The sequence below is a fragment of the Faecalibacterium faecis genome (assembly GCF_040096475.1).
Taxonomy (GTDB): domain Bacteria; phylum Bacillota; class Clostridia; order Oscillospirales; family Ruminococcaceae; genus Faecalibacterium; species Faecalibacterium taiwanense.
On the sequence record NZ_JBBMEP010000011.1, the window covers coordinates 1 to 17,995 of the forward strand.

General features: G+C 58.3%; 17 protein-coding genes. 15 read left to right on the top strand and 2 right to left on the bottom strand.

The features are described 5' to 3' along the window. Window positions 1–224: 224 nt before the first annotated feature. Together WMO17_RS07035 and WMO17_RS07040 are read left to right on the top strand one after the other, a co-directional pair. Window positions 225–557 (top strand): PadR family transcriptional regulator, encoded by a 333-nt coding sequence (locus WMO17_RS07035; protein ID WP_120081349.1) that lies wholly within the window; start codon window positions 225–227, stop codon window positions 555–557. Beyond that, window positions 550–1,218 (top strand): hypothetical protein, encoded by a 669-nt coding sequence (locus WMO17_RS07040; RefSeq protein WP_207699184.1) that lies wholly within the window; start codon window positions 550–552, stop codon window positions 1,216–1,218. The genes WMO17_RS07035 and WMO17_RS07040 overlap by 8 nt, the downstream gene beginning before the upstream one ends. Before the next feature lie 92 nt (window positions 1,219–1,310). On the opposite strand, the gene fba is transcribed toward WMO17_RS07040, so the two are convergent. Further along, window positions 1,311–2,174 (bottom strand): class II fructose-1,6-bisphosphate aldolase, encoded by an 864-nt coding sequence (gene fba / locus WMO17_RS07045; RefSeq protein ID WP_005941384.1) that lies wholly within the window; start codon window positions 2,172–2,174, stop codon window positions 1,311–1,313. Window positions 2,175–2,897: 723 nt separating this feature from the next. Between fba and rlmB the strand changes: the two genes are divergently transcribed. The 4 genes from rlmB to WMO17_RS07065 all read left to right on the top strand — a co-directional run bounded on the left by rlmB (window position 2,898) and on the right by WMO17_RS07065 (window position 8,467). Then, window positions 2,898–3,830, top strand: coding sequence for a 23S rRNA (guanosine(2251)-2'-O)-methyltransferase RlmB (rlmB, locus tag WMO17_RS07050; protein ID WP_349137777.1), 933 nt, complete (start codon window positions 2,898–2,900; stop codon window positions 3,828–3,830). A gap of 48 nt (window positions 3,831–3,878) precedes the next feature. Further along, window positions 3,879–6,593, top strand: coding sequence for a cell envelope biogenesis protein OmpA (locus WMO17_RS07055; protein WP_349137778.1), 2,715 nt, complete (start codon window positions 3,879–3,881; stop codon window positions 6,591–6,593). Window positions 6,594–6,758: 165 nt separating this feature from the next. Further along, entirely contained in the window at window positions 6,759–7,298 is a 540-nt protein-coding gene (gene rbr, locus WMO17_RS07060; protein ID WP_005941401.1) for a rubrerythrin, read from the top strand. Between the two features lie 227 nt (window positions 7,299–7,525). After that, entirely contained in the window at window positions 7,526–8,467 is a 942-nt protein-coding gene (locus WMO17_RS07065; protein ID WP_349137779.1) for an Ig-like domain-containing protein, read from the top strand. Window positions 8,468–8,512: 45 nt separating this feature from the next. On the opposite strand, the gene WMO17_RS07070 is transcribed toward WMO17_RS07065, so the two are convergent. Continuing rightward, the gene (locus tag WMO17_RS07070) at window positions 8,513–8,686 is read right to left on the bottom strand and encodes a hypothetical protein (RefSeq protein ID WP_154255902.1); all 174 of its coding nucleotides are present in this window, start codon (window positions 8,684–8,686) and stop codon (window positions 8,513–8,515) included. A gap of 119 nt (window positions 8,687–8,805) precedes the next feature. Here WMO17_RS07070 and WMO17_RS07075 point away from each other — a divergent pair, with 119 nt between their 5' ends. From WMO17_RS07075 to WMO17_RS07115, 9 genes are all read left to right on the top strand, one after another. Continuing rightward, window positions 8,806–9,744, top strand: coding sequence for a ribonuclease Z (locus WMO17_RS07075; RefSeq protein WP_349137780.1), 939 nt, complete (start codon window positions 8,806–8,808; stop codon window positions 9,742–9,744). Beyond that, window positions 9,741–11,174 (top strand): CCA tRNA nucleotidyltransferase, encoded by a 1,434-nt coding sequence (locus WMO17_RS07080; protein WP_349137781.1) that lies wholly within the window; start codon window positions 9,741–9,743, stop codon window positions 11,172–11,174. Before WMO17_RS07075 ends, WMO17_RS07080 begins: the two co-directional genes overlap by 4 nt. 68 nt (window positions 11,175–11,242) lie before the next feature. Next, a complete protein-coding gene (gene mnmA, locus WMO17_RS07085) occupies window positions 11,243–12,346 on the top strand; it encodes a tRNA 2-thiouridine(34) synthase MnmA (protein ID WP_349137782.1) in 1,104 nt (367 codons plus the stop codon). A 13-nt stretch (window positions 12,347–12,359) separates the two neighbouring features. Continuing rightward, a complete protein-coding gene (locus WMO17_RS07090) occupies window positions 12,360–13,130 on the top strand; it encodes a tRNA threonylcarbamoyladenosine dehydratase (RefSeq protein WP_349137783.1) in 771 nt (256 codons plus the stop codon). A 518-nt stretch (window positions 13,131–13,648) separates the two neighbouring features. Then, on the top strand, window positions 13,649–14,536 hold the full coding sequence (locus tag WMO17_RS07095) for a putative manganese transporter (protein ID WP_349137784.1): 888 nt from the start codon (window positions 13,649–13,651) through the stop codon (window positions 14,534–14,536). Window positions 14,537–14,694: 158 nt separating this feature from the next. After that, window positions 14,695–15,585: an HAD hydrolase family protein gene (locus WMO17_RS07100; RefSeq protein ID WP_207699179.1), complete on the top strand. Its 891-nt coding sequence runs from the start codon at window positions 14,695–14,697 to the stop codon at window positions 15,583–15,585. Beyond that, window positions 15,582–16,070, top strand: a complete 489-nt coding sequence (locus WMO17_RS07105; protein WP_223388178.1) for a DNA-deoxyinosine glycosylase — start codon at window positions 15,582–15,584, stop codon at window positions 16,068–16,070. Before WMO17_RS07100 ends, WMO17_RS07105 begins: the two co-directional genes overlap by 4 nt. 99 nt (window positions 16,071–16,169) lie before the next feature. Next, on the top strand, window positions 16,170–16,796 hold the full coding sequence (locus WMO17_RS07110; protein WP_005941432.1) for a 5-bromo-4-chloroindolyl phosphate hydrolysis family protein: 627 nt from the start codon (window positions 16,170–16,172) through the stop codon (window positions 16,794–16,796). A 40-nt stretch (window positions 16,797–16,836) separates the two neighbouring features. After that, the gene (locus WMO17_RS07115; protein ID WP_154255897.1) at window positions 16,837–17,994 is read left to right on the top strand and encodes a toxic anion resistance protein; all 1,158 of its coding nucleotides are present in this window, start codon (window positions 16,837–16,839) and stop codon (window positions 17,992–17,994) included. The last annotated feature ends 1 nt before the right edge of the window (window position 17,995 follow it).

Consider the following 17,995-nt stretch of genomic DNA (forward strand, 5'->3'; position numbering starts at 1 on the left):
CACTTGTGCCGAAGATAGTTCGCTGGAAACGGCGCGTGAAAATAGGTAGTCGCCGACTTGAACAGAAAGCTCTGAGAGAAATCTCAGGGCTTTTTTGTTGCACAAAAATATGGAGCGGATTTTGGTCGAAATGATAACAGGACAGGACTTGACAAAAATACTACTATGCAATACAATATAGATAAGCTACTATGTATTACATAATAGGCAAAAGGAGGTATCCAGTGGAAAACAACACACAATTGCTCAAGGGCGTTTTGGAATTCTGTGTTCTGAAATTCATTAGCAGAGAGCCGACCTATGGCTATGAGATCGTGATGCATCTAAAACAGGTCGGGTTTTCTGACTTGAGTGAAAGCACGCTTTATCCGCTGCTGCTGCGGCTGGAGCAGCAAGGAAAGGTTACAGTAGAACGCAGACCTTCCCCTAAGGGGCCGAGCCGGAAATATTATATTGTAACTGAAGAAGGTCGAAAGGCACTTCTTGAGTTTCGGCAGGATTGGTATCAGCTCTGCCAGCTGGTGGAGAAAATTTTTAAGGAGGAGCCATATGAATAAGTATTTTGCGTTGCGAAAGGCAAATCGGATGCGTACAAAGCTGCTGAACGAAAAAAGCCAGGAGCAGCTGAAAGAAGTGATCCGGTATCTTCGCCGGGTCAGCTGGGATTTCTGCGGCATTGAACTTGTGTGCAGCGATCTGCTTGATATTTCCATCCAAGCCAATGCAGAAAATCAGGAACTGTTCGATTCGATTTCGGATGCAAAAACCTTTGTAGAGGAGGTCAAGCCATGTTTGAAAACACTGAGAGCTGCGGATTACTTCTGGTTTGTTGCACCGCTGTATTTCTTTTTTGAGTGGGGCGTGGAAGGGCTGCTGCTTTACCCGGTAATTGGTGATTGGGTTTTTGAACTTTCTGTAGGCTATCTGATGCAGCTTGTTGTTGCAGTGACGGTTTTTTGCGCACTGTTCCGCCGGATGATGGAGCAGGTAGGCTTTCCGCCACGAGAGCATTGGCTGAAATATGCTACATGGCTGGTGCTTTATATCGTGACTCTGTATGGAACGGGCTGGTTCTTTACCCAGATCGCGGGTAAGATCGTACTGCTGCGGCTTCCGATCCTTAGCTATTCGATTTTTTGCCTGCTTCTGGGTGCAGGACTGTATGCAATACATTTTTGGAGATATGGAAAAGACCCGCGTCTGAGTGCTCGCATATAAAGTAAAAAGCGCCCCCGCTGCACTGTGCATAACGGTGCAGCGGGGGCGCATACTTTATTGGGTGGTGTACCGGTTACGATACGAGCTTCTGCTTAGCCCTTGCCTGCGCAGCCGAACAGCTCGATCTTCTCCTTGCACTTGGCCTCGATGGCCTTTGCGCCGGGAGCCAGCAGCTTGCGGGGGTCGAAGCCCTTGCCCTGCTGATCCTTGCCCTCTTCGATGTACTTGCGGGTGGCCTCAGCAAACACCAGCTGGCACTCGGTGTTGATGTTGATCTTGGAAACGCCCAGGCTGATTGCCTTTGCGATCATCTCGTCGGGGATGCCGGTGCCGCCGTGCAGGACCAGAGGAATGTTATTGGTGGCCTTGTGGATGCGGTCCAGAGCCTCGAAGTCCAGACCCTTCCAGTTTGCCGGGTAGACACCATGGATGTTGCCGATGCCGGCAGCCAGGAAGTCGATGCCCAGAGCAGTGATCTTTGCGCACTCCTCGGGGTCTGCGATCTCGCCGGCACCCACAACGCCGTCCTCGACGCCGCCGATGGAACCGACCTCTGCCTCGATGCTCAGGCCCTTAGCGTGTGCCAGAGCAACCAGCTCCTTGGTCTTTTCCACATTCTCCTCGATGGAGTAGTGGCTGCCATCGAACATGATGGAAGAGAAGCCGGCCTCGATGCAGGCCTTGCAGCCCTCATAGGTGCCGTGATCCAGATGCAGGGCAACGGGAACGGTGATGCCCATGGAATCGACCATTGCGCTGACCATGGCAGCGACGGTCTTGAAACCGGTCATGTACTTGCCGGCACCCTCGGAAACACCCAGAATCACAGGGCTCTTCATTTCCTCGCAGGCGGTCAGAACGGACTTGGTCCACTCCAGATTGTTGATGTTGAACTGAGGCACACCGTAGTGGCCATCACGTGCTTTGATCAGCATTTCGGTTGCATTTACCAACATTATTCATTACCTCCACAAAATCATTGGGGTCTTGCTCGTTTCATATCCGCTTTGTGCACGGTTTAACGAACCTACAGAATTAGTATACCCCAAACAGCGGCCAAAATCAATCCAAACCGGTGTTTTTCCTGTAACAATGCGGGGATTCTGTTTCTGGCAGGGTGCAGGGGGTTACTGCCAGAAGCGCGTATATTCGATAGAATACAACAAATTTCCATATAATGCGCAACAAGCGGCCGAAAGACAGAAAGCTTGATGAAGGACGGATTTTCAACACAGATCCACATTCGTCAAAATGATATTGGGCAATTTGGCAAAAGCGGACAGGATGCAGTTCAAAAAATTGTCATATTTCCGACTTGTATTCTACAAATTGTACGCAGGAAATCAAAAAAGATCGAACCAAAAAGTGGAAAACCTTGTGGAAAGTGTGGAATTCCACAGGCAAAACAGGCTTTAAAGCTGGACTTTTGAACTTTCTCCACAGGGTTTTCAACATGTGGAAAAATAATCGCTCTTCTACGGATTGTATACCGCGTTTTTGTGGAAAACTTTTTTCTCCGGCAAAACAGAGGGATATCTACCCAGCAGCCGGGTAAAGCTGATGCAGGGCGGCAGAACATTTCTGCAAAAAAGCGGAAACGGTCTCCGGCACCACGAACAGAAAAACTTTTGCAGGACGCGGATAAAAAACGGTAATTTGCTGGCAAACAAGGTTGGCTTATGCTATACTTCAAGATGAGTTATCATCTTCAGATCATACCGGTGCGCGGCCCAGAGTGCGGCGCGCCTTTTGGAGGGTGTGCACAGCACCTTCCGGTGATACAACGGAAGGAGAAAATCATCATGGAAGAAAAGAACCAGCCGCGCCGTCCGCGCCGCAGCCCGGAAGAGCCGCTGCAGAAGAACGAGAGCCTTGTTTATGGCAAAAATCCGGTGACCGAACTGCTGAAAAGCGGTTCCGGCGTGGACACCGTACTCATTGCTGAGGGCATGGCTCCGGCCGTGGCGGCTTACTATACCGCATTGGCAAAGGAAGCGGGTGCCACGGTGAAGCGGGTGCACCCCAACAAGCTGCGCCTGATGACCGGCACCGAGAGCCATCAGGGTGTGGCGGCATTTGCCAGCGAGATCGAATACGTGACGGTAGAAGACCTGATGGCAGCAGCCAAGGACAAGGGCGAGACACCTTTTCTGGTGCTGAGCGATGGCATTGAAGACCCGCACAATCTGGGTGCCGTGATGCGCAGTGCTCTGCTGTGCGGTGCGCATGGCATCGTGATCCCAAAGCGCGGCGGCGCATCGGTCACGCCTACCGTCATCAAGTCCAGCGCAGGTGCCGCAGAACGCCTGCCGGTGGCTCGTGTGGCCAACATCGGCGAGACCATCCGCCGCCTGAAGGAGCAGGGTGTGTTCGTCTACTGCGCCGATATGGACGGCGTGTCTCTGCGCAGGAACAACCTGACCGGCCCCATTGCACTGGTGCTGGGCAGCGAGGGCAGCGGTGTTTCGCAGCTGGTGAAAAAGCTGTGCGACGGCGTGGTGCGGCTGGATATGGCAGCACCGGGCACCGGTGTGGACAGCTACAACGTGTCGGTGGCTGCGGGCATTATTCTGTACGAGATCCAGTCCCAGCGCGCAGCACAGCAGGCATGATCCGGCATTCGGGCCGGAACCTCAATTTGAATTACAGGAGGGACAAGAATGCCGAAAGATAAAAATAATGGCCGGGAAATGACCCCGGATGAAAAGTTCCGCTCCTTTTTCAGCACCACGGCGGTGGATATCCCGGAGGAGATGACCCGGAGAGACGAAAACCAGCCGGAGGAAAAGCCGCAGAAACGGTTTGGCCTGTTTGGCCGTGGTAAGGAAAAGCAGGAGACTGACGAAGCTGCAGCAGAGCAGCCGCAGGAAATGCCAACCGGTGAGGTGCGGCTGGGTGAGGATGCGCAGCCGGAGCCGGAAGCGGATCTGGAACTGATGCTGAAGCCGGAGGCAGACCCGGAACAGGAACTGGCCCCGTGGCCTTTTCTGGAGAAGGAAGCAGAGGATGCACAGCCGGAAGCACCCGCCAAAAAGCCGGAGGAAAAATCTGCACCGCAAACGGCGGACCCCCCGGCGGCAGTGAAGCCGGAAACACCCCGGCAGAGCGCTGTTCCGGCGGCAAGACCCGCAGAGCAGCACAGCACGGCAAAGCCTCTCCGGCACCCCAAGAATGCGCCGGAGGTGCTGCTGCCGCAGGAAGAGCAGGAGCAGCAGGAGATGGCACAGCTCAAGGCGATGATCAACGGCCTGAGCGACCAGAAGCCGGAAAAGCCTGCACCGAGAGCCGAAGCAGCCCCGGCAGCAGAAACTGAACCGGCTGAAGGCAAAAAGAAACCGTCCGGTGCACCGCTGCCCGCGGCTGTGTTTGCAGCGGTAAAAGAGACGGCACCGGAGCTGCAGCCGGAACCTGTGCCGCAGCCGGAAAAGCAGCCGGTGGCCGATTTCTTTGGCAAGGCGCAGAGCGAGGACGCACCGCAGGCACCTTTGGCCCCGGCAGAGGAGCCTGCCGCAAAAGAGGACACCATGAGCCTGCCGCTGCTGCCGCTGGACGGTGAAGAGTCGCAGCAGGCACCGGAGAAGGCATCCGTTGCGCCACAGCCGGAACTGAAAGCTGAGGCGGAGGACGCGGTGTCTCCGGAGGAACATGCTGAAACGGAGCTGACCGAGCCGGAGGCCACGGCGGATAAGCTGCACCGCATGAGCGCAGAGCTGACGCTGCGCTGCGTGCTGGGCGGCATTCTGGCTGTGGTGCTGCTGCATTTTGGTTTGGTGTCGGATGGGCTGCTGCCCGCCATGGCGGCGCTGGACCCGGATGCTGCCCCGGCGGCATTCTATGGTGCAAACCTGCTGCTGCTGGCAGCAAGCCTGTGCGTGGGCTTCCCGGTGCTGCGCGACGGCCTGAACGGCCTGCGCGGACGGTCTTCTTCCGAGACGATGCCGGCGCTGGCCGCAGTGGCAGCGCTGGTGCAGGCGGTCACAGCCATGCTGAACGCAAATGTTTACCGCGGCACCACCGGCATCTCGCTGCTCAGCGGCATGGCCGCGCTGGGGCTGTTCCTTGCGCTGCTGGGCAGCCGGGTGATGCTGGCTGCTGTCAAGGGCGGCTATGAGCTGGTGACCAATGGTGTGGAGTTCGAGGGCGCCTACCGCGCCAAGGACAAAGACCTGCTGCGCGCCCTTGCACGGGATCTGGAACAGAAGGACCCCTGGGTGCTGCTGAGCCGCCCGATGAAGGAAGCTGACGGCTTTGTGGAGCAGAGCTTGAGCGAACGCGCAAGCGAGCGCCGTGCACGCAAAGTTTCGTACATCCTGCTGGGCGTTGCCCTGCTCAGCGGCGTGCTGTTCCTGCTGGCAGGTGCCGGCTGGAACAAAGCTGCGGCTGCCATGGCAGCTGTGCTGTGCATGGGCGCACCGCTTTCCTCTACCCTGATCGCGGGCGTTGCCTCGCTACGGCTGCAGCGTGCGGCTGCGGCTGTGGGCGCAGTCGTGCCCGGTTGGCAGGCCATTGAGCAGCTGGGCGGCATTGATACGCTGCAGATCGATGCAGACGACCTGTTCACCGCCGACAGCGCACAGCTGGAGGATATCCGCATCTTCAAGGGCGGCCGCATCGACCGCGCCATCCTGTACGCGGCCAGCGTGCTGAACGAGAGCCACGGCACCCTGAAGGGGCTGTTCCGCCAGATCGTTGAGGAACGCACAGACATCCTGTTCCCGGTCAAGGATCTGGAGCAGCACCATGGGCTGGGCTTTTCCGCCTGGTGCGATAACAACCGCATCCTCATTGGTACCCGCCGCTATCTGGAGCAGGAGGGCGTGCCACTGCCGGACGAGGAATACGAGATGCAGCACTCGAAGAACGGCGAGCTGCAAATTTTGTATCTGGCTGTGTCCGGCAACCTGCACGCTATGTTCGTGCTGAAATATGTGGGCGGGCGCAATGTGGCCCGCGGCCTTGCCGTGCTGCAAAAGGAGAACATCCGCCTGCTGGTCACATGCCAGGACCCCAGTCTGACTGCACACCACATTACCGAAGCATACCGCCTGCCGGAAGGCATGATCACCGTGCTGGATCAGGAGCAGTGCAACGCCATCAAGGCCGCACCGGAAGACCCGGAGGACACCTGCTGCATGATCCATCTCAAGGCGTTTGCCAGCCTGACCGGCGGCCTGCAGGCTGCGGATCAGGCCCAGAATGCCGAGAGCAGCGCCACCACGGTACAGATGGTCTCGGTGCTATTCTCCATTATCATTGCAGCGCTGCTCACCAGTGCAGGCAGCATCTGGGAGCTTTCGGTGGCAACGGTGCTGATGTATCAGGCAGCGTGGAGCGCCCTGAGCATTGCTGTGTGTGCACTGAAACAGCATAACTGAGAAAAATTCTCATAATAAATAGGAATTATTCTTGATTTCCATCAAATAATATGGTATACTCTGTTCAGAACCTGAGCCGCAGGCGAAAAAATTACCGCCGGGCTGAATGATAGAGCCGGGATCGGTCGATCCTGACAGAAGATCCGTTTTTGAAAGGAGAGCATCATGGAACTGAAGGGTACCAAAACCGAGAAAAATCTGATGGAAGCGTTTGCAGGCGAGAGCCAGGCACGCAACAAGTACACCTTCTTTGCCAGCATGGCAAAAAAAGAAGGCTACGAGCAGCTGGCCGCGATCTTTGAGGAGACCGCCGGCAATGAGAAGGAGCACGCAAAGATCTGGTTCAAGCTGCTGTGCGGCGGCGCGATCCCCGATACCCTGACTTGTCTGGACATGGCAGCAGGCGGTGAGCACGATGAGTGGACCGAGATGTACCCCCGCATGGCCAAGGAGGCCAAAGAAGAGGGCTTCCCTCAGATCGCAGCACTGTTCACCATGGTGGCACAGATCGAGAAGGAGCACGAGGAGCGCTACCGTGCGCTGGCCGAAAACCTGAAAAACAACAAGGTCTTTGCCCGCGAGGAGCAGCAGGTATGGCAGTGCCGGAACTGCGGCTACACCTATATCGGCAAGTCCGCACCGCTCAAGTGCCCGGTGTGCGCACATCCGCAGAGCTACTTTGAGCTGAAAAAGATCAACTACTAAGCTGAAAATTCAAAAGCAGAACAGCGCCGCCGCATCCGGTTTGCCGGGGGCGGCGGCGTTTTGTACAAAATTGAAAAGCGGATTTTATTATTCTCCACAAAATAAGGCTCAGCTGCCCGGCAGAATGGGCAAAAAACTTGACCCGGTTTTGCACTGCGTGTAAAATAATACGGAGACAGGAATATTTAAAGGATCTTGCAGCAAAGCAGGCGGGGAGGGCAAAGCCCATGAAGCAGGGGTTCAAAGCGTGTGTTTGTGCAGTGGTGCTGTGCGCAGAACTGTTTGCAGCCGGGGCCTTGTCGGCCTATGCTGCGCAGGAGCAGCCGCTGCCGGACAGCGGCATGACATTGGACACTGCCGAACTGACGCTGGATATCACCGAAGGAGACCCGGCCCCGGTGGCCTACCTGAATGTGCAGGCACCCAACGACTACTTCTTTCTGATCTGGACTTCCAGTGATCCGGCAGTGGCATCGGTGGACGGCACTGGCAAGGTGACCGGCCATGCCGAGGGCACTGCGGCCGTCACGGCCCGCAATGAGCGCGGCGAAAAGACCACCTGTACCATCACGGTGCGCAAAAGCACAGCCAGCCGCCTGGTGCTGAACACCAGCGATCTGATGCTTACCATTACAGAGCAGGAGCCTGCCCCGACGAAACAGCTGAAGCTGGAACAGAACAAAGGCGGGTTTACCTATGTGCGGCAGTGGGTCAGCAGCAACCCGGCGGTGGCATCGGTAAGCACAAACGGTAGCGTAAAGGCGCAGGGGTCCGGCAAGGCCGTCATCAGCGCACTGACCACAGCCGGGCAGGTGCTGCGCTGCACGGTAACGGTCACATCGGAGATCGGACGGGTGCAGATGAGCAAAAACGCCATGCTGCTGCAGGCAGTGGGAGCCAGTCAGAAGCTGACCGCGCAGGCTGCAGGCACCAAAAACGGAACGATGACATGGATCAGCAGCAATCCGGGCGTGGCAACTGTGAGTGCGGATGGCATGGTAACGGCGGTGGGTGACGGTGAAACGATGATCCTTGCCGTTACACCGGAGGGTCGTGCCGATGCCTGCTATGTGGCCGTGGGAGCGGCGGCGTGGCGGTTCCGCTCGGAGGACGAGCTTGCCGAAACGCTGACCCTGACCGGCCAGCTGCCCTATTCGGATGGAAAATAAAAAGAAAAATGGGAGCGTTCTGTGCAGCAGGATGCTCCCATTTTTTCAAAACCCGCTGGGCAGAAAGATCATCGTTCCCCGGGCAGACCACGCCATCCGCTGGGCCATGCAGCCGGGCGCACCGGCCAGCAGAAACAGGGCCAGTGCGGCGAGCAGAAGCACCCATCCAAGGCCGCTGTGCGGCCTGCCGGAAAAAGGATCCCCTTTTTTGCGTCTCATCCCGCTGCCCCCTTTTTGCTGTGCTGGCCCATGCTATGCGCGGCCAGCAGTGATTGTGCAACGTGCTGGGCTGTGGTACAATAAAATATCGAAATCTACTGTGTAGGGAGAACGATTTTATGCTGACCATTACACTGCTGGGCACTGCGGCTACCATGCCACTGCCGGACCGGGCACTCTCGGCGGCGTTTGCTGCCTGCGGCGGCCACGGCCTGCTGTGGGACTGCGGCGAGGGCACGCAGGCGGCAGCGCGCCGTGCGGGCGTGAACCTGATGCGGGCAGATGCCATCTGCCTGACCCACTACCATGGCGACCACATCTTTGGTCTGCCGGGCCTTTTGCAGACTCTGGGGGCGCAGGACCGCACAAGGCCGCTTGCGCTGCTGGGTCCGGAGGGCCTGCCGGATATCTGGGCGGCGGTGCGGGCACTGACCGGCCCGCTGCCCTATCCGGTGAAGCCGCAGGTGCTTATGCCGGGCCAGCCGCTGGCGCTGGATGCGCTGAGCGAGGGCTGGCCTGCCGGTGCGCGGCTGGTGCCGTTTGCCACAAAGCACCGGGTAAAAAGCTTTGGCTACCGGCTGGAGCTGCCCCGTGCAGGCAAATTTTCGCCGGAGCAGGCCCGGGCGCTGGGGGTGCCGGTGCAGCAATGGAAGTTGCTGCAGAAAGGGCAGAGCGTTGCCGTGGAGGGCAGAACGGTGCAGCCTGCGCAGGTGCTGGGCGCACCGCGCAAGGGGTTGAGCGTGGTATTTTCCGGCGATACGGCCCCCTGCCCGTATTATTTGCAGGCGGCGCATGACGCAGACCTGCTGATATGCGATGCCACCTATGCCCTTCCGGAGCAGGAAGACCAGGCCCGTCAGTGGGGGCACAGCACCTTTGAGCAGAGCGCATCCCTTGCCGCGCAGGCGAGGGCAAAGCGGCTTTGGCTGACCCATTATTCCCCCATGATCACCGACCCGGAGGAGTATGCCGCGCAGGCACAGAGCATCTTCCCGGCGGCGGAGTGCGGCTTTGACGGCAAAAGCATCACCCTGCAGTACGAGGAGGCACAGCCATGACCATCCGGATGGACGAGGGTGCGGCAGAGCTGCTGGACACCCTGCACAGGGCGGGCTATGCAGCCTACGTGGTGGGCGGCTGCGTGCGGGACAGTCTGCTGGGCCTTACACCGCACGACTGGGACCTGTGCACCAGTGCTCTGCCGCAGCAGGTGATGGAGCTGTTCGGCGCGCAGCGGTGCATCCCCACCGGCCTGCAGCACGGCACGGTAACGGTGAAGCAGAGCGGTGCCCTTTACGAGATCACCACCTTCCGTACAGAAGGCACCTACACAGATGGCCGCCACCCGGACGAGGTGCACTTTGTGCCGGATGTGCGGGAGGACCTGGCCCGGCGGGATTTTACCATCAACGCCATGGCCTACAATGAAAAAGAGGGCCTTGTGGACCCCTTTGGCGGGCAGGCCGATCTGCAAAGCGGCATCGTACGGGCGGTGGGTGTGCCCCGCCAGCGGTTCACCGAGGACGCGCTGCGCATCCTGCGGCTGTACCGCTTCGCAGCCCGGTTTGGCTTTGCCATCGACCCGCCCACGGCGCAGGCGGCACAGGAGCTGTGTGCCCATCTGGACTGCGTATCGGTGGAGCGCATCGAGGAAGAGCTTGCAAAACTGCTGAGCGCTCCCGCCCCTGCGGCATATCTTGATAAAAAAATACTGCTTGTTATTCTGCCGGAGCTTTCATCGGAGGCACTGGCGGCGGCAAAGCCGGTGGTGGATGCCTGCCCGGCGGGTGCAGAAAACCTGCCCATCCGGCTGGCGGCGCTGCTGTACAGCCTTGGCGAGGACGGCATCCGCCGCACACTCAAGCGCCTGCGCTGCTCCAATGCCTTGATTGAAGAGGCGGCGGTGTTGGTGCGGGAAGCCAGAAGGCGTGACGGTAGCTTTCTCTTCGGACACGAGTACGGGTTGCGGCACCCAGCGGATGCTTCGTGCTTTGAGCAGCACTCGCATCCTGCTGGCCGCTGCTCCAACAGCAACTCCTTGTTTCCGCCGCAGGCGGCAGTCGTTGCCGTTGCAGGCCATTCCATCGCCCGCCCTATTGCCTTCGGCAACAGGGTCCCACCCCAGCGGACGGTCCTCAGAGAAACTACCGTCACACCCGACTTTACTATCTACGCCCGCCGACTACTGGGCAAATATAACTTGTGTACCGTGCGGCGTTTGGCAGCACTGGGCACAGCCCTGCAGCCGGAACGGGCGGCTGATTTTGCTGCACTTTCCGAATTGGCCGAACAATTGGACGCGGACGGCGTATGCTGCCGCGTCAGCCAGCTGGCTGTGAATGGCCGCGACCTGATGGCGGCAGGCGTCCCGGCGGGGCCGGGCATCCGCAAAGTGCTGGAAGCGCTGCTGGACGGTGTGATCCGGGAAGAATATCCCAACGAGCGGCAAGCCCTGCTGGCCGCAGTGCAGCAGCTCGCTGCGTCTTGACAAGCTCTTTTTTCAGAGTTACTATTATACTACTGTTTTAGTGTGTTGAATGCACCAAAGGAGAACTTATGACCACACAGACCCCTGATTCAAAGCCGCATGCCCTCATTGCCATGAGCGGCGGCGTGGACAGCTCGGTGGCGGCATGGCTCATGCAGCAGGCAGGCTATGACTGCACCGGCATCACCATGCGGCTCACCCGCAACGAAACGCTGGGACAGTCCGGCTTTCACACCTGCTGCTCGGAAAAGGACATCGAGGACGCAGCAGAGGTGGCGTTTGCCATGGATATCCCGTACGAGGTGTTGGATTTCACAGCCGACTTCCGGGAACAGATCATTGAAAAATTCGTCCGCGTGTATGAGGCGGGCGGCACGCCGAACCCCTGCATCGACTGCAATAAATATATGAAGTTCCGCCATCTGCTGGACTGGGCCCGGGCACACGGCATGGAGTATGTGGTCACGGGCCACTATGCCCGGGTGGAGCAGGACGAGGCCACCGGCCGTTTCCTGCTCAAAAAGGGGCTGGACGAGGGCAAGGACCAGAGCTACGTGCTCTACAACCTCACTCAGGAGCAGCTGGCGCATATCCGTCTGCCGCTGGGCGGCCTGCACAAGACTGAGGTGCGCGAGATCGCGGAGCAGCACAAATTTGTCAATGCCCGCAAGCACGACAGTCAGGACATCTGCTTCGTGCCGGATGGCGACTATGCCCGCTTTATGGAGGACTTCACCGGCAAACACTACCCGGCAGGTGATTTTCTGGACGAGAGCGGCAGGGTGGTGGGCACCCACAACGGCGCGGTGCGGTACACCATCGGCCAGCGCAAGGGGCTGGGCCTTGCCATGGGGGCACCTGTGTACGTCTGCGGCAAGGACATGCAGGCAAACACCGTCACGGTAGGGCCGGAGGAGATGCTGTTCGACCGCATCGTGTATGCGGACGAGGTGAACTGGATCGCCATTCCGGAGCTGACCGGGCCGCTGCGGGTCACAGCCCGCACCCGGTACCATCAGGTGGAGCAGGCCGCCACCGTCTACCCGGCGGAGTGTGGCTTCCGGCTGGAATTTGACCAGCCCCAGCGCGCCCCTACGCCCGGTCAGGCCGTGGTGCTGTATCAGGGCGACACCGTGCTGGGCGGCGGCACCATTACGAGAGTGGAAAAGTAACAAGGAGAACAAAATGCAAAATCAGTATTCCCGCACGCAGTTGCTGCTGGGCGCGGAAGCTATGGAAAAACTGCACAATTCCCGCGTGGCGGTGTTCGGCATCGGCGGCGTGGGCGGCTACACGGTGGAAGCGCTGGCGCGCAGCGGCGTGGGGGCACTGGATCTGATCGATGATGATAAGGTCTGCCTGACCAATCTCAACCGCCAGATCATTGCCACCCGCAGCACGGTAGGGCAATATAAGGTAGATGTGGCTGCGCAGCGCATCCACGACATTGACCCGGACATCAGGGTGACCACCCACCGGTGCTTCTTTGGTCCGGAAACACAGGATCAGTTCGACTTTACCCAGTACGACTATGTGGTGGATGCCATTGACACCGTCACCGGCAAGCTGGCGCTGGTGATGAAGTGCAAGGAGGCAGGCACCCCCATCATCTGCTCCATGGGCGCAGGCAACAAGATGGACCCGACCCGCTTTGAAGTGACCGATATCTACAAGACCTCGGTCTGCCCGCTGGCCAAGGTGATGCGCACCGAGTGCCGCAAGCGCAGGATCAAGCACCTGAAGGTGGTCTACTCCAAGGAGCCTGCCATGACCCCCATCGAGGATGACGACATCAGCTGCAAGTATCACTGCATCTGCCCTCCGGGCACCCAGCGCAAGTGCACCCAGCGCCGTTCGGTGCCGGGCTCCAATGCCTTTGTACCCTCGGTGGCCGGCCTGATCATCGGCGGCGAGGTGGTAAAAGACCTTGTGGGCTTTGTACCAATGAAGGGGTAAAACAAAAGGCAGACTCCTGCTGTGTGGGACGATTTTGAATGCGCTCCGCGTTGCTTTGCGCATAAGCTAAGGAAATTATATTTTTGATTTTGGGGTCCAGAAACGCCTGCGGGTGTTTCTGGACCCCATTTTCATGGGCGGGGGTCGTGGAGGAAAGGCTTGTGCTTGCGGGCAGAACGTTAATTCCGCCGCGTGAATGTTTCCACAGGAAACCAGCGCGGCAGCTTCCGCTTTCGGTCATGACTCCTTCCGTGAAAAGGCAATTCTGGAAAATCCGCAGATTTTCCAGAATTGCGAAATAAAATAATAATTCCGCTGAAAATGGTCAGAGCATCAGCGGAGACCATTTGAAATCGTATTTTTTGCGATGCAGCGTTCCATAACATAAATTCGCAACTAATTTGCATTTTGGTATTGCAATTGGAGAGAATATCGTGTATAATCATCCCTGTTCGAAAATGCAACCAATTTGCAATTTACTAAAATGAAGCGACGAACGGTCGTTTTTAGGAGTGTATATGAAACTGTTTCTGGATGTTCTGGGCGAATCTCTGGTGGACACCGCCAAGATGCTGCCCTTCCTGTTTTTGGCTTATCTTCTGATCGAGTATATCGAGACCCGCCACGGTGAGCGCATTGAAGCACTGCTGGCAGGCGGCGGGCGCTGGGGCGCGATTCCGGGCGCGGTGCTGGGCTGTGTGCCGCAGTGTGGCTTTTCGGCCATTGCGTCCAACTTCTACTCCTCCCGCGTCATCACGCTGGGCACCCTGATGGCCGTCTACCTTGCCACCAGCGACGAAGCCATCCCGCTGCTGGTATCCATGCCGGCCTACTGGGATAAGCTGGCTGTGCTCATGGTCATCAAGGTGGTATACGCCATTGTGGTGGGCTTCGTGCTGGATTTTGTGCTGCGCGGCGTGCTGCCCAAATCGCTGCGCGGCGGCTACACCGGCCATGCCGACGAGGTGGACTGTCACGAGGAGCACAGCGACGAAGAGGGCAAGCCCGCCCCCATCTGGAAAGCGGCCCTGCGCCACACGCTGGAGATCTTTGTGTTCATTTTTGCGTTCAGTCTGGTGTTCGGCCTGATCGTGGAAGGCGTGGGCGAAGATGTGTTTGCAGACCTTCTGGGCAGCATGGGCTTCTTCCAGCCGGTAGTGGCTGCGCTGGTGGGCCTGATCCCCAACTGCGCCGCCAGCGTGCTGCTGACCCAGCTGTATGTGGAAGGTGCTCTGCGCTTTTCCAGTCTGGTGGCGGGCCTTTGCACCGGTGCAGGCGTGGGCCTTGCGGTGCTGTGGCGCACCAATCCTTCGTGGAAGCAGAACCTGTTCATCACCGGCCTGACATGGGGTGCAGGCGCATTCCTCGGCGTGGCAATGCAGGTGGTCGTGGCCGTGTTTGCGTGATCCCGAGAAGGAGCTGCAAAGAAAACGGCATCGTGAAACAAAATAAGGCTATCGCATGGAATTCTGTGCAGTAGCCTTATTTTTATGCCCAAATGCACCCCAATTTTAAAAAAGTATGGTATACTGGTACAAAACTCAGTTCCATAGGGGAGAATAGAATGCAATATAAGATTCTGGCAAGCGATTACGACAACACACTGGTGCCCTTTGGCGAGGACAAGCCGCGTCAGAAGGTGGCAAAAGCCATCAAAAAGCTGCAGGCCGCAGGCGGCAGATTTGTGCTCAGCACCGGACGCGCGTATCCGTGCGTCAACCTCAAAGGCCAGCTGGGCGGCATCCGGTTCGATTATGCCATCACCTGCAACGGTGCCTGTGTGGTGGACCGCGAGGGCCGCATCGTGGCCGAGCACCCGCTCACCGCTGAGGAAATGTACGCGCTGGTGGATTTCTGCGAGGATTATAACTATCCGCTGCAGTTCAATTTCAGGGATGCCTGCTACGCCTACTGCGAGTATGAATATCTGCACAGGGGCTATCAGCAGATGAACAGCATCGGGCTGGACTGCGTGGATGGCGAAGATCAGGACCGCCACCTGATCGATATGCCCCACGCGGCCTTTGCGGCAGTGCCGCCGGAGCACGTGGCAGATTTTGCGGCAAAGTACGGCCATCTGGGCCTGCACTGGATGCAGGTGGGCGCGCAGAATGCCGATGGCCTGTGCTACTACGACATCGTGCGCGGTGGAATGGACAAGGGCGTGGGCCTTGCCGACCTGTGCGAAAAGATGGGCCTGACACTGGCCGATGCCGTGGCGGCAGGCGATTCTGCCAACGATGTGGCCATGCTGAAGGCAGCGGGCCTTGGCTGCTGCATGGCAAACGGCACGCCGGACGCAAAGGCTGCCGCCGACCGCATCATTGGCGATGTGCGGGAGGACGGCCTTGCCGACCTGATCGATGAGCTGTGGTTCGACGGCCCCAGAGCAGAGCCGTCCGGCCGCGACCTTGGCTCGCCTTGGGATAAAATTGAAAGTGCAGGCGGACAATGAGCTTTGAACCGGTGTATAACGAACACAGCCGGGCGCTGATCCTTGGCACATGGCCCAGCCCCAAAAGCCGGGAGATGGCCTTTTACTACGGCCACCCGCAGAACCGCTTCTGGCCCGTGCTGGCCGCGCTGACCGGTGAGCCGGTGCCTGCCCGTGAGGACATTGAAGCCAAAAAGCAGATCATCCTGCGCCATGGGCTGGCCCTCTGGGACACGCTGGAACGCTGCACCATCACCGGCGCAGCGGATGCTTCCATCAAGGATGCAGTGCCGAATGATATTGCCGCTCTGCTGGAAAAGGCACCCATCGAAGCAGTATTCTGCAACGGAGCCACCGCATACCGGATCTATACAAAGTATCTGCAGCCGGTGTCCGGCATTGCAGCGGTAAAGCTGCCCAGCACCAGCCCGGCAAACGCTGCCTGCCGCCCGGAAAAGCTGCGCGAAATCTGGGGCGCGGCTCTCTTGCCGTGGATCAACAAATGATGGCCAGGTTGTAAATTATCCGTGAAAGACTTGCGTTTTTCGTGGGGTGCGGTATTATGGGTAACATAAGGGGCAATGCCCCGGACAAGGAGAAGAAACATGAGCAAGATCATCCGCACCAGAAAGCCCAGCGTTCTGCCATTTTATGCAATGGCACTGGTCTTTTTGGTATTGTGCGCGGTACTGCCGGTGTATAAGCTGTGGGCGCTGCTGGCGGCGCTGGGCGGTGCATTTGTGGCCTTTGGTGCGGCACAGAAGGTCTGCCCGCCCCGGGTGGTGGAGCACGAAGTGCCTTTCCACACCGGTGTGGAGGATGTGGACGCGATGCTGACCGACATTCAGCAAAAACTGGATACCCTGCACACCCTCAACGAGCAGCTGCCGGACCCGCAGCTCTCTGCCGCCATGACCCGCATGGAAAAGGCGGGCCGCTCCATTGTGGAAGCGGTGGAAGCAAACCCGGAAAAGGCAAAGCAGGTGCGCAGGTTCGCAAACTATTACCTGCCGGATGCGGTGAACGTTCTGCAGCAGTATGCAAAGCTGGCAAAGCAGGGCGTGCGCGGCGAGAATGCCGCAGCCATCCGTACCGAGGTGGAGCACAATGCTGCTTCCATTGCCACGGCGTTTGAAAACCAGCTGGATGCCCTGTACGCCGCCGAGAGCATGGACCTTTCTGCAGATATCACGGTGCTGCAGAACATGCTCAAAGGGCAGGGCCTGAGCTAAGAAAAAAGGTAAATGGTATTTGGAAAGGAAGGAATCTCTTATGGCTGATAATACATTCAACTTTGACCTCGATGCACCCGCAGTACCCACCCTGACGCTGGACCCCACCCCGGCAGAAGAGGAAAAGGCAGCACCCGCCCAGCAGGAAGCTGCCGCACCGGAGCAGCCGCAGGTGAACCTGACCCCGGAAGAACAGGCCATGGTGGATCAGTTTGCCGAAAAGATCGACATTACCAACAGCCAGCAGGTGCTGCAGTACGGCTCCGCCTGTCAGAAGAAGATCGGCGATTTCTCCGAGGCCGCCCTTTCCAAGGTGGCCACCAAGGATCTGGGCGAAGTGGGCGATATGATCACCAGCCTGATCGGTGAGCTGAAGAGCTTTGATGCCGGTGAGGAGGAAAAAAAGGGCATCCTCGGCTTCTTCAAGAAGAAGGGCGACCAGCTGGATGCCATGAAGATGAAGTACAACAAGGCCGAGACCAACGTGGAAAAGATCCAGTCCATGCTGGAGGGCCATCAGGTGCAGCTGCTCAAGGACATCGCCATGCTGGATAAGATGTATGATCTGAACATGGCCTACTTCAAGGAGCTGAGCATGTATATCCTTGCCGGCAAAAAGAAGCTGGCCGATGTGCGCGCAAACGAGCTGCAGCAGGCCATGGATAAGGCCAAGGTTTCCGGCCTGCCGGAGGATGCACAGGCGGCTCGTGATCTGGCCGACCAGTGCGAACGCTTTGAGAAGAAGCTCTATGATCTGGAGCTGACCCGCAACATCAGCCTGCAGATGGGGCCGCAGATCCGCCTTTTGCAGAACAACAATACCATGATGGCGGAAAAGATCCAGTCCACCATCGTCAACACCATCCCCCTGTGGAAGAACCAGATGGTGCTGGCATTGGGTCTGGCCCACAGCCAGCAGGCCATGCAGGCCGAGCGTGCCGTGACCGACATGACCAACGACCTGCTCAAGAAGAACGCCGAGGCCCTGAAGATGGGTACCATCGAGACCGCAAAGGAGTCTCAGCGCGGTGTGGTGGACATCGAGACCCTGCAGCAGACCAACAAGAGCCTGATCGAGACGCTGGACGAGCTGAACAAGATCCAGAGCGAGGGCCGCGCAAAGCGCGCTGCCGCCGAGCAGGAGCTGAACCGCATCGAGGACGAACTGAAAGCAAAAATGATGGAGATCCGGAGCTGAG

What these genes read in the sequence shown, in the direction of transcription:
- WMO17_RS07040 (WP_207699184.1), top strand. Translation starts at nt 550, where the DNA reads ATGAATAAGTATTTTGCGTTGCGAAAGGCAAATCGGATGCGTACAAAG.
- fba (WP_005941384.1), bottom strand. Translation starts at nt 2,174, where the DNA reads ATGTTGGTAAATGCAACCGAAATGCTGATCAAAGCACGTGATGGCCAC.
- rlmB (WP_349137777.1), top strand. Translation starts at nt 2,898, where the DNA reads ATGCTATACTTCAAGATGAGTTATCATCTTCAGATCATACCGGTGCGC.
- WMO17_RS07055 (WP_349137778.1), top strand. Translation starts at nt 3,879, where the DNA reads ATGCCGAAAGATAAAAATAATGGCCGGGAAATGACCCCGGATGAAAAG.
- rbr (WP_005941401.1), top strand. Translation starts at nt 6,759, where the DNA reads ATGGAACTGAAGGGTACCAAAACCGAGAAAAATCTGATGGAAGCGTTT.
- WMO17_RS07065 (WP_349137779.1), top strand. Translation starts at nt 7,526, where the DNA reads ATGAAGCAGGGGTTCAAAGCGTGTGTTTGTGCAGTGGTGCTGTGCGCA.
- WMO17_RS07070 (WP_154255902.1), bottom strand. Translation starts at nt 8,686, where the DNA reads ATGAGACGCAAAAAAGGGGATCCTTTTTCCGGCAGGCCGCACAGCGGC.
- WMO17_RS07075 (WP_349137780.1), top strand. Translation starts at nt 8,806, where the DNA reads ATGCTGACCATTACACTGCTGGGCACTGCGGCTACCATGCCACTGCCG.
- WMO17_RS07080 (WP_349137781.1), top strand. Translation starts at nt 9,741, where the DNA reads ATGACCATCCGGATGGACGAGGGTGCGGCAGAGCTGCTGGACACCCTG.
- mnmA (WP_349137782.1), top strand. Translation starts at nt 11,243, where the DNA reads ATGACCACACAGACCCCTGATTCAAAGCCGCATGCCCTCATTGCCATG.
- WMO17_RS07090 (WP_349137783.1), top strand. Translation starts at nt 12,360, where the DNA reads ATGCAAAATCAGTATTCCCGCACGCAGTTGCTGCTGGGCGCGGAAGCT.
- WMO17_RS07095 (WP_349137784.1), top strand. Translation starts at nt 13,649, where the DNA reads ATGAAACTGTTTCTGGATGTTCTGGGCGAATCTCTGGTGGACACCGCC.
- WMO17_RS07100 (WP_207699179.1), top strand. Translation starts at nt 14,695, where the DNA reads ATGCAATATAAGATTCTGGCAAGCGATTACGACAACACACTGGTGCCC.
- WMO17_RS07105 (WP_223388178.1), top strand. Translation starts at nt 15,582, where the DNA reads ATGAGCTTTGAACCGGTGTATAACGAACACAGCCGGGCGCTGATCCTT.
- WMO17_RS07110 (WP_005941432.1), top strand. Translation starts at nt 16,170, where the DNA reads ATGAGCAAGATCATCCGCACCAGAAAGCCCAGCGTTCTGCCATTTTAT.
- WMO17_RS07115 (WP_154255897.1), top strand. Translation starts at nt 16,837, where the DNA reads ATGGCTGATAATACATTCAACTTTGACCTCGATGCACCCGCAGTACCC.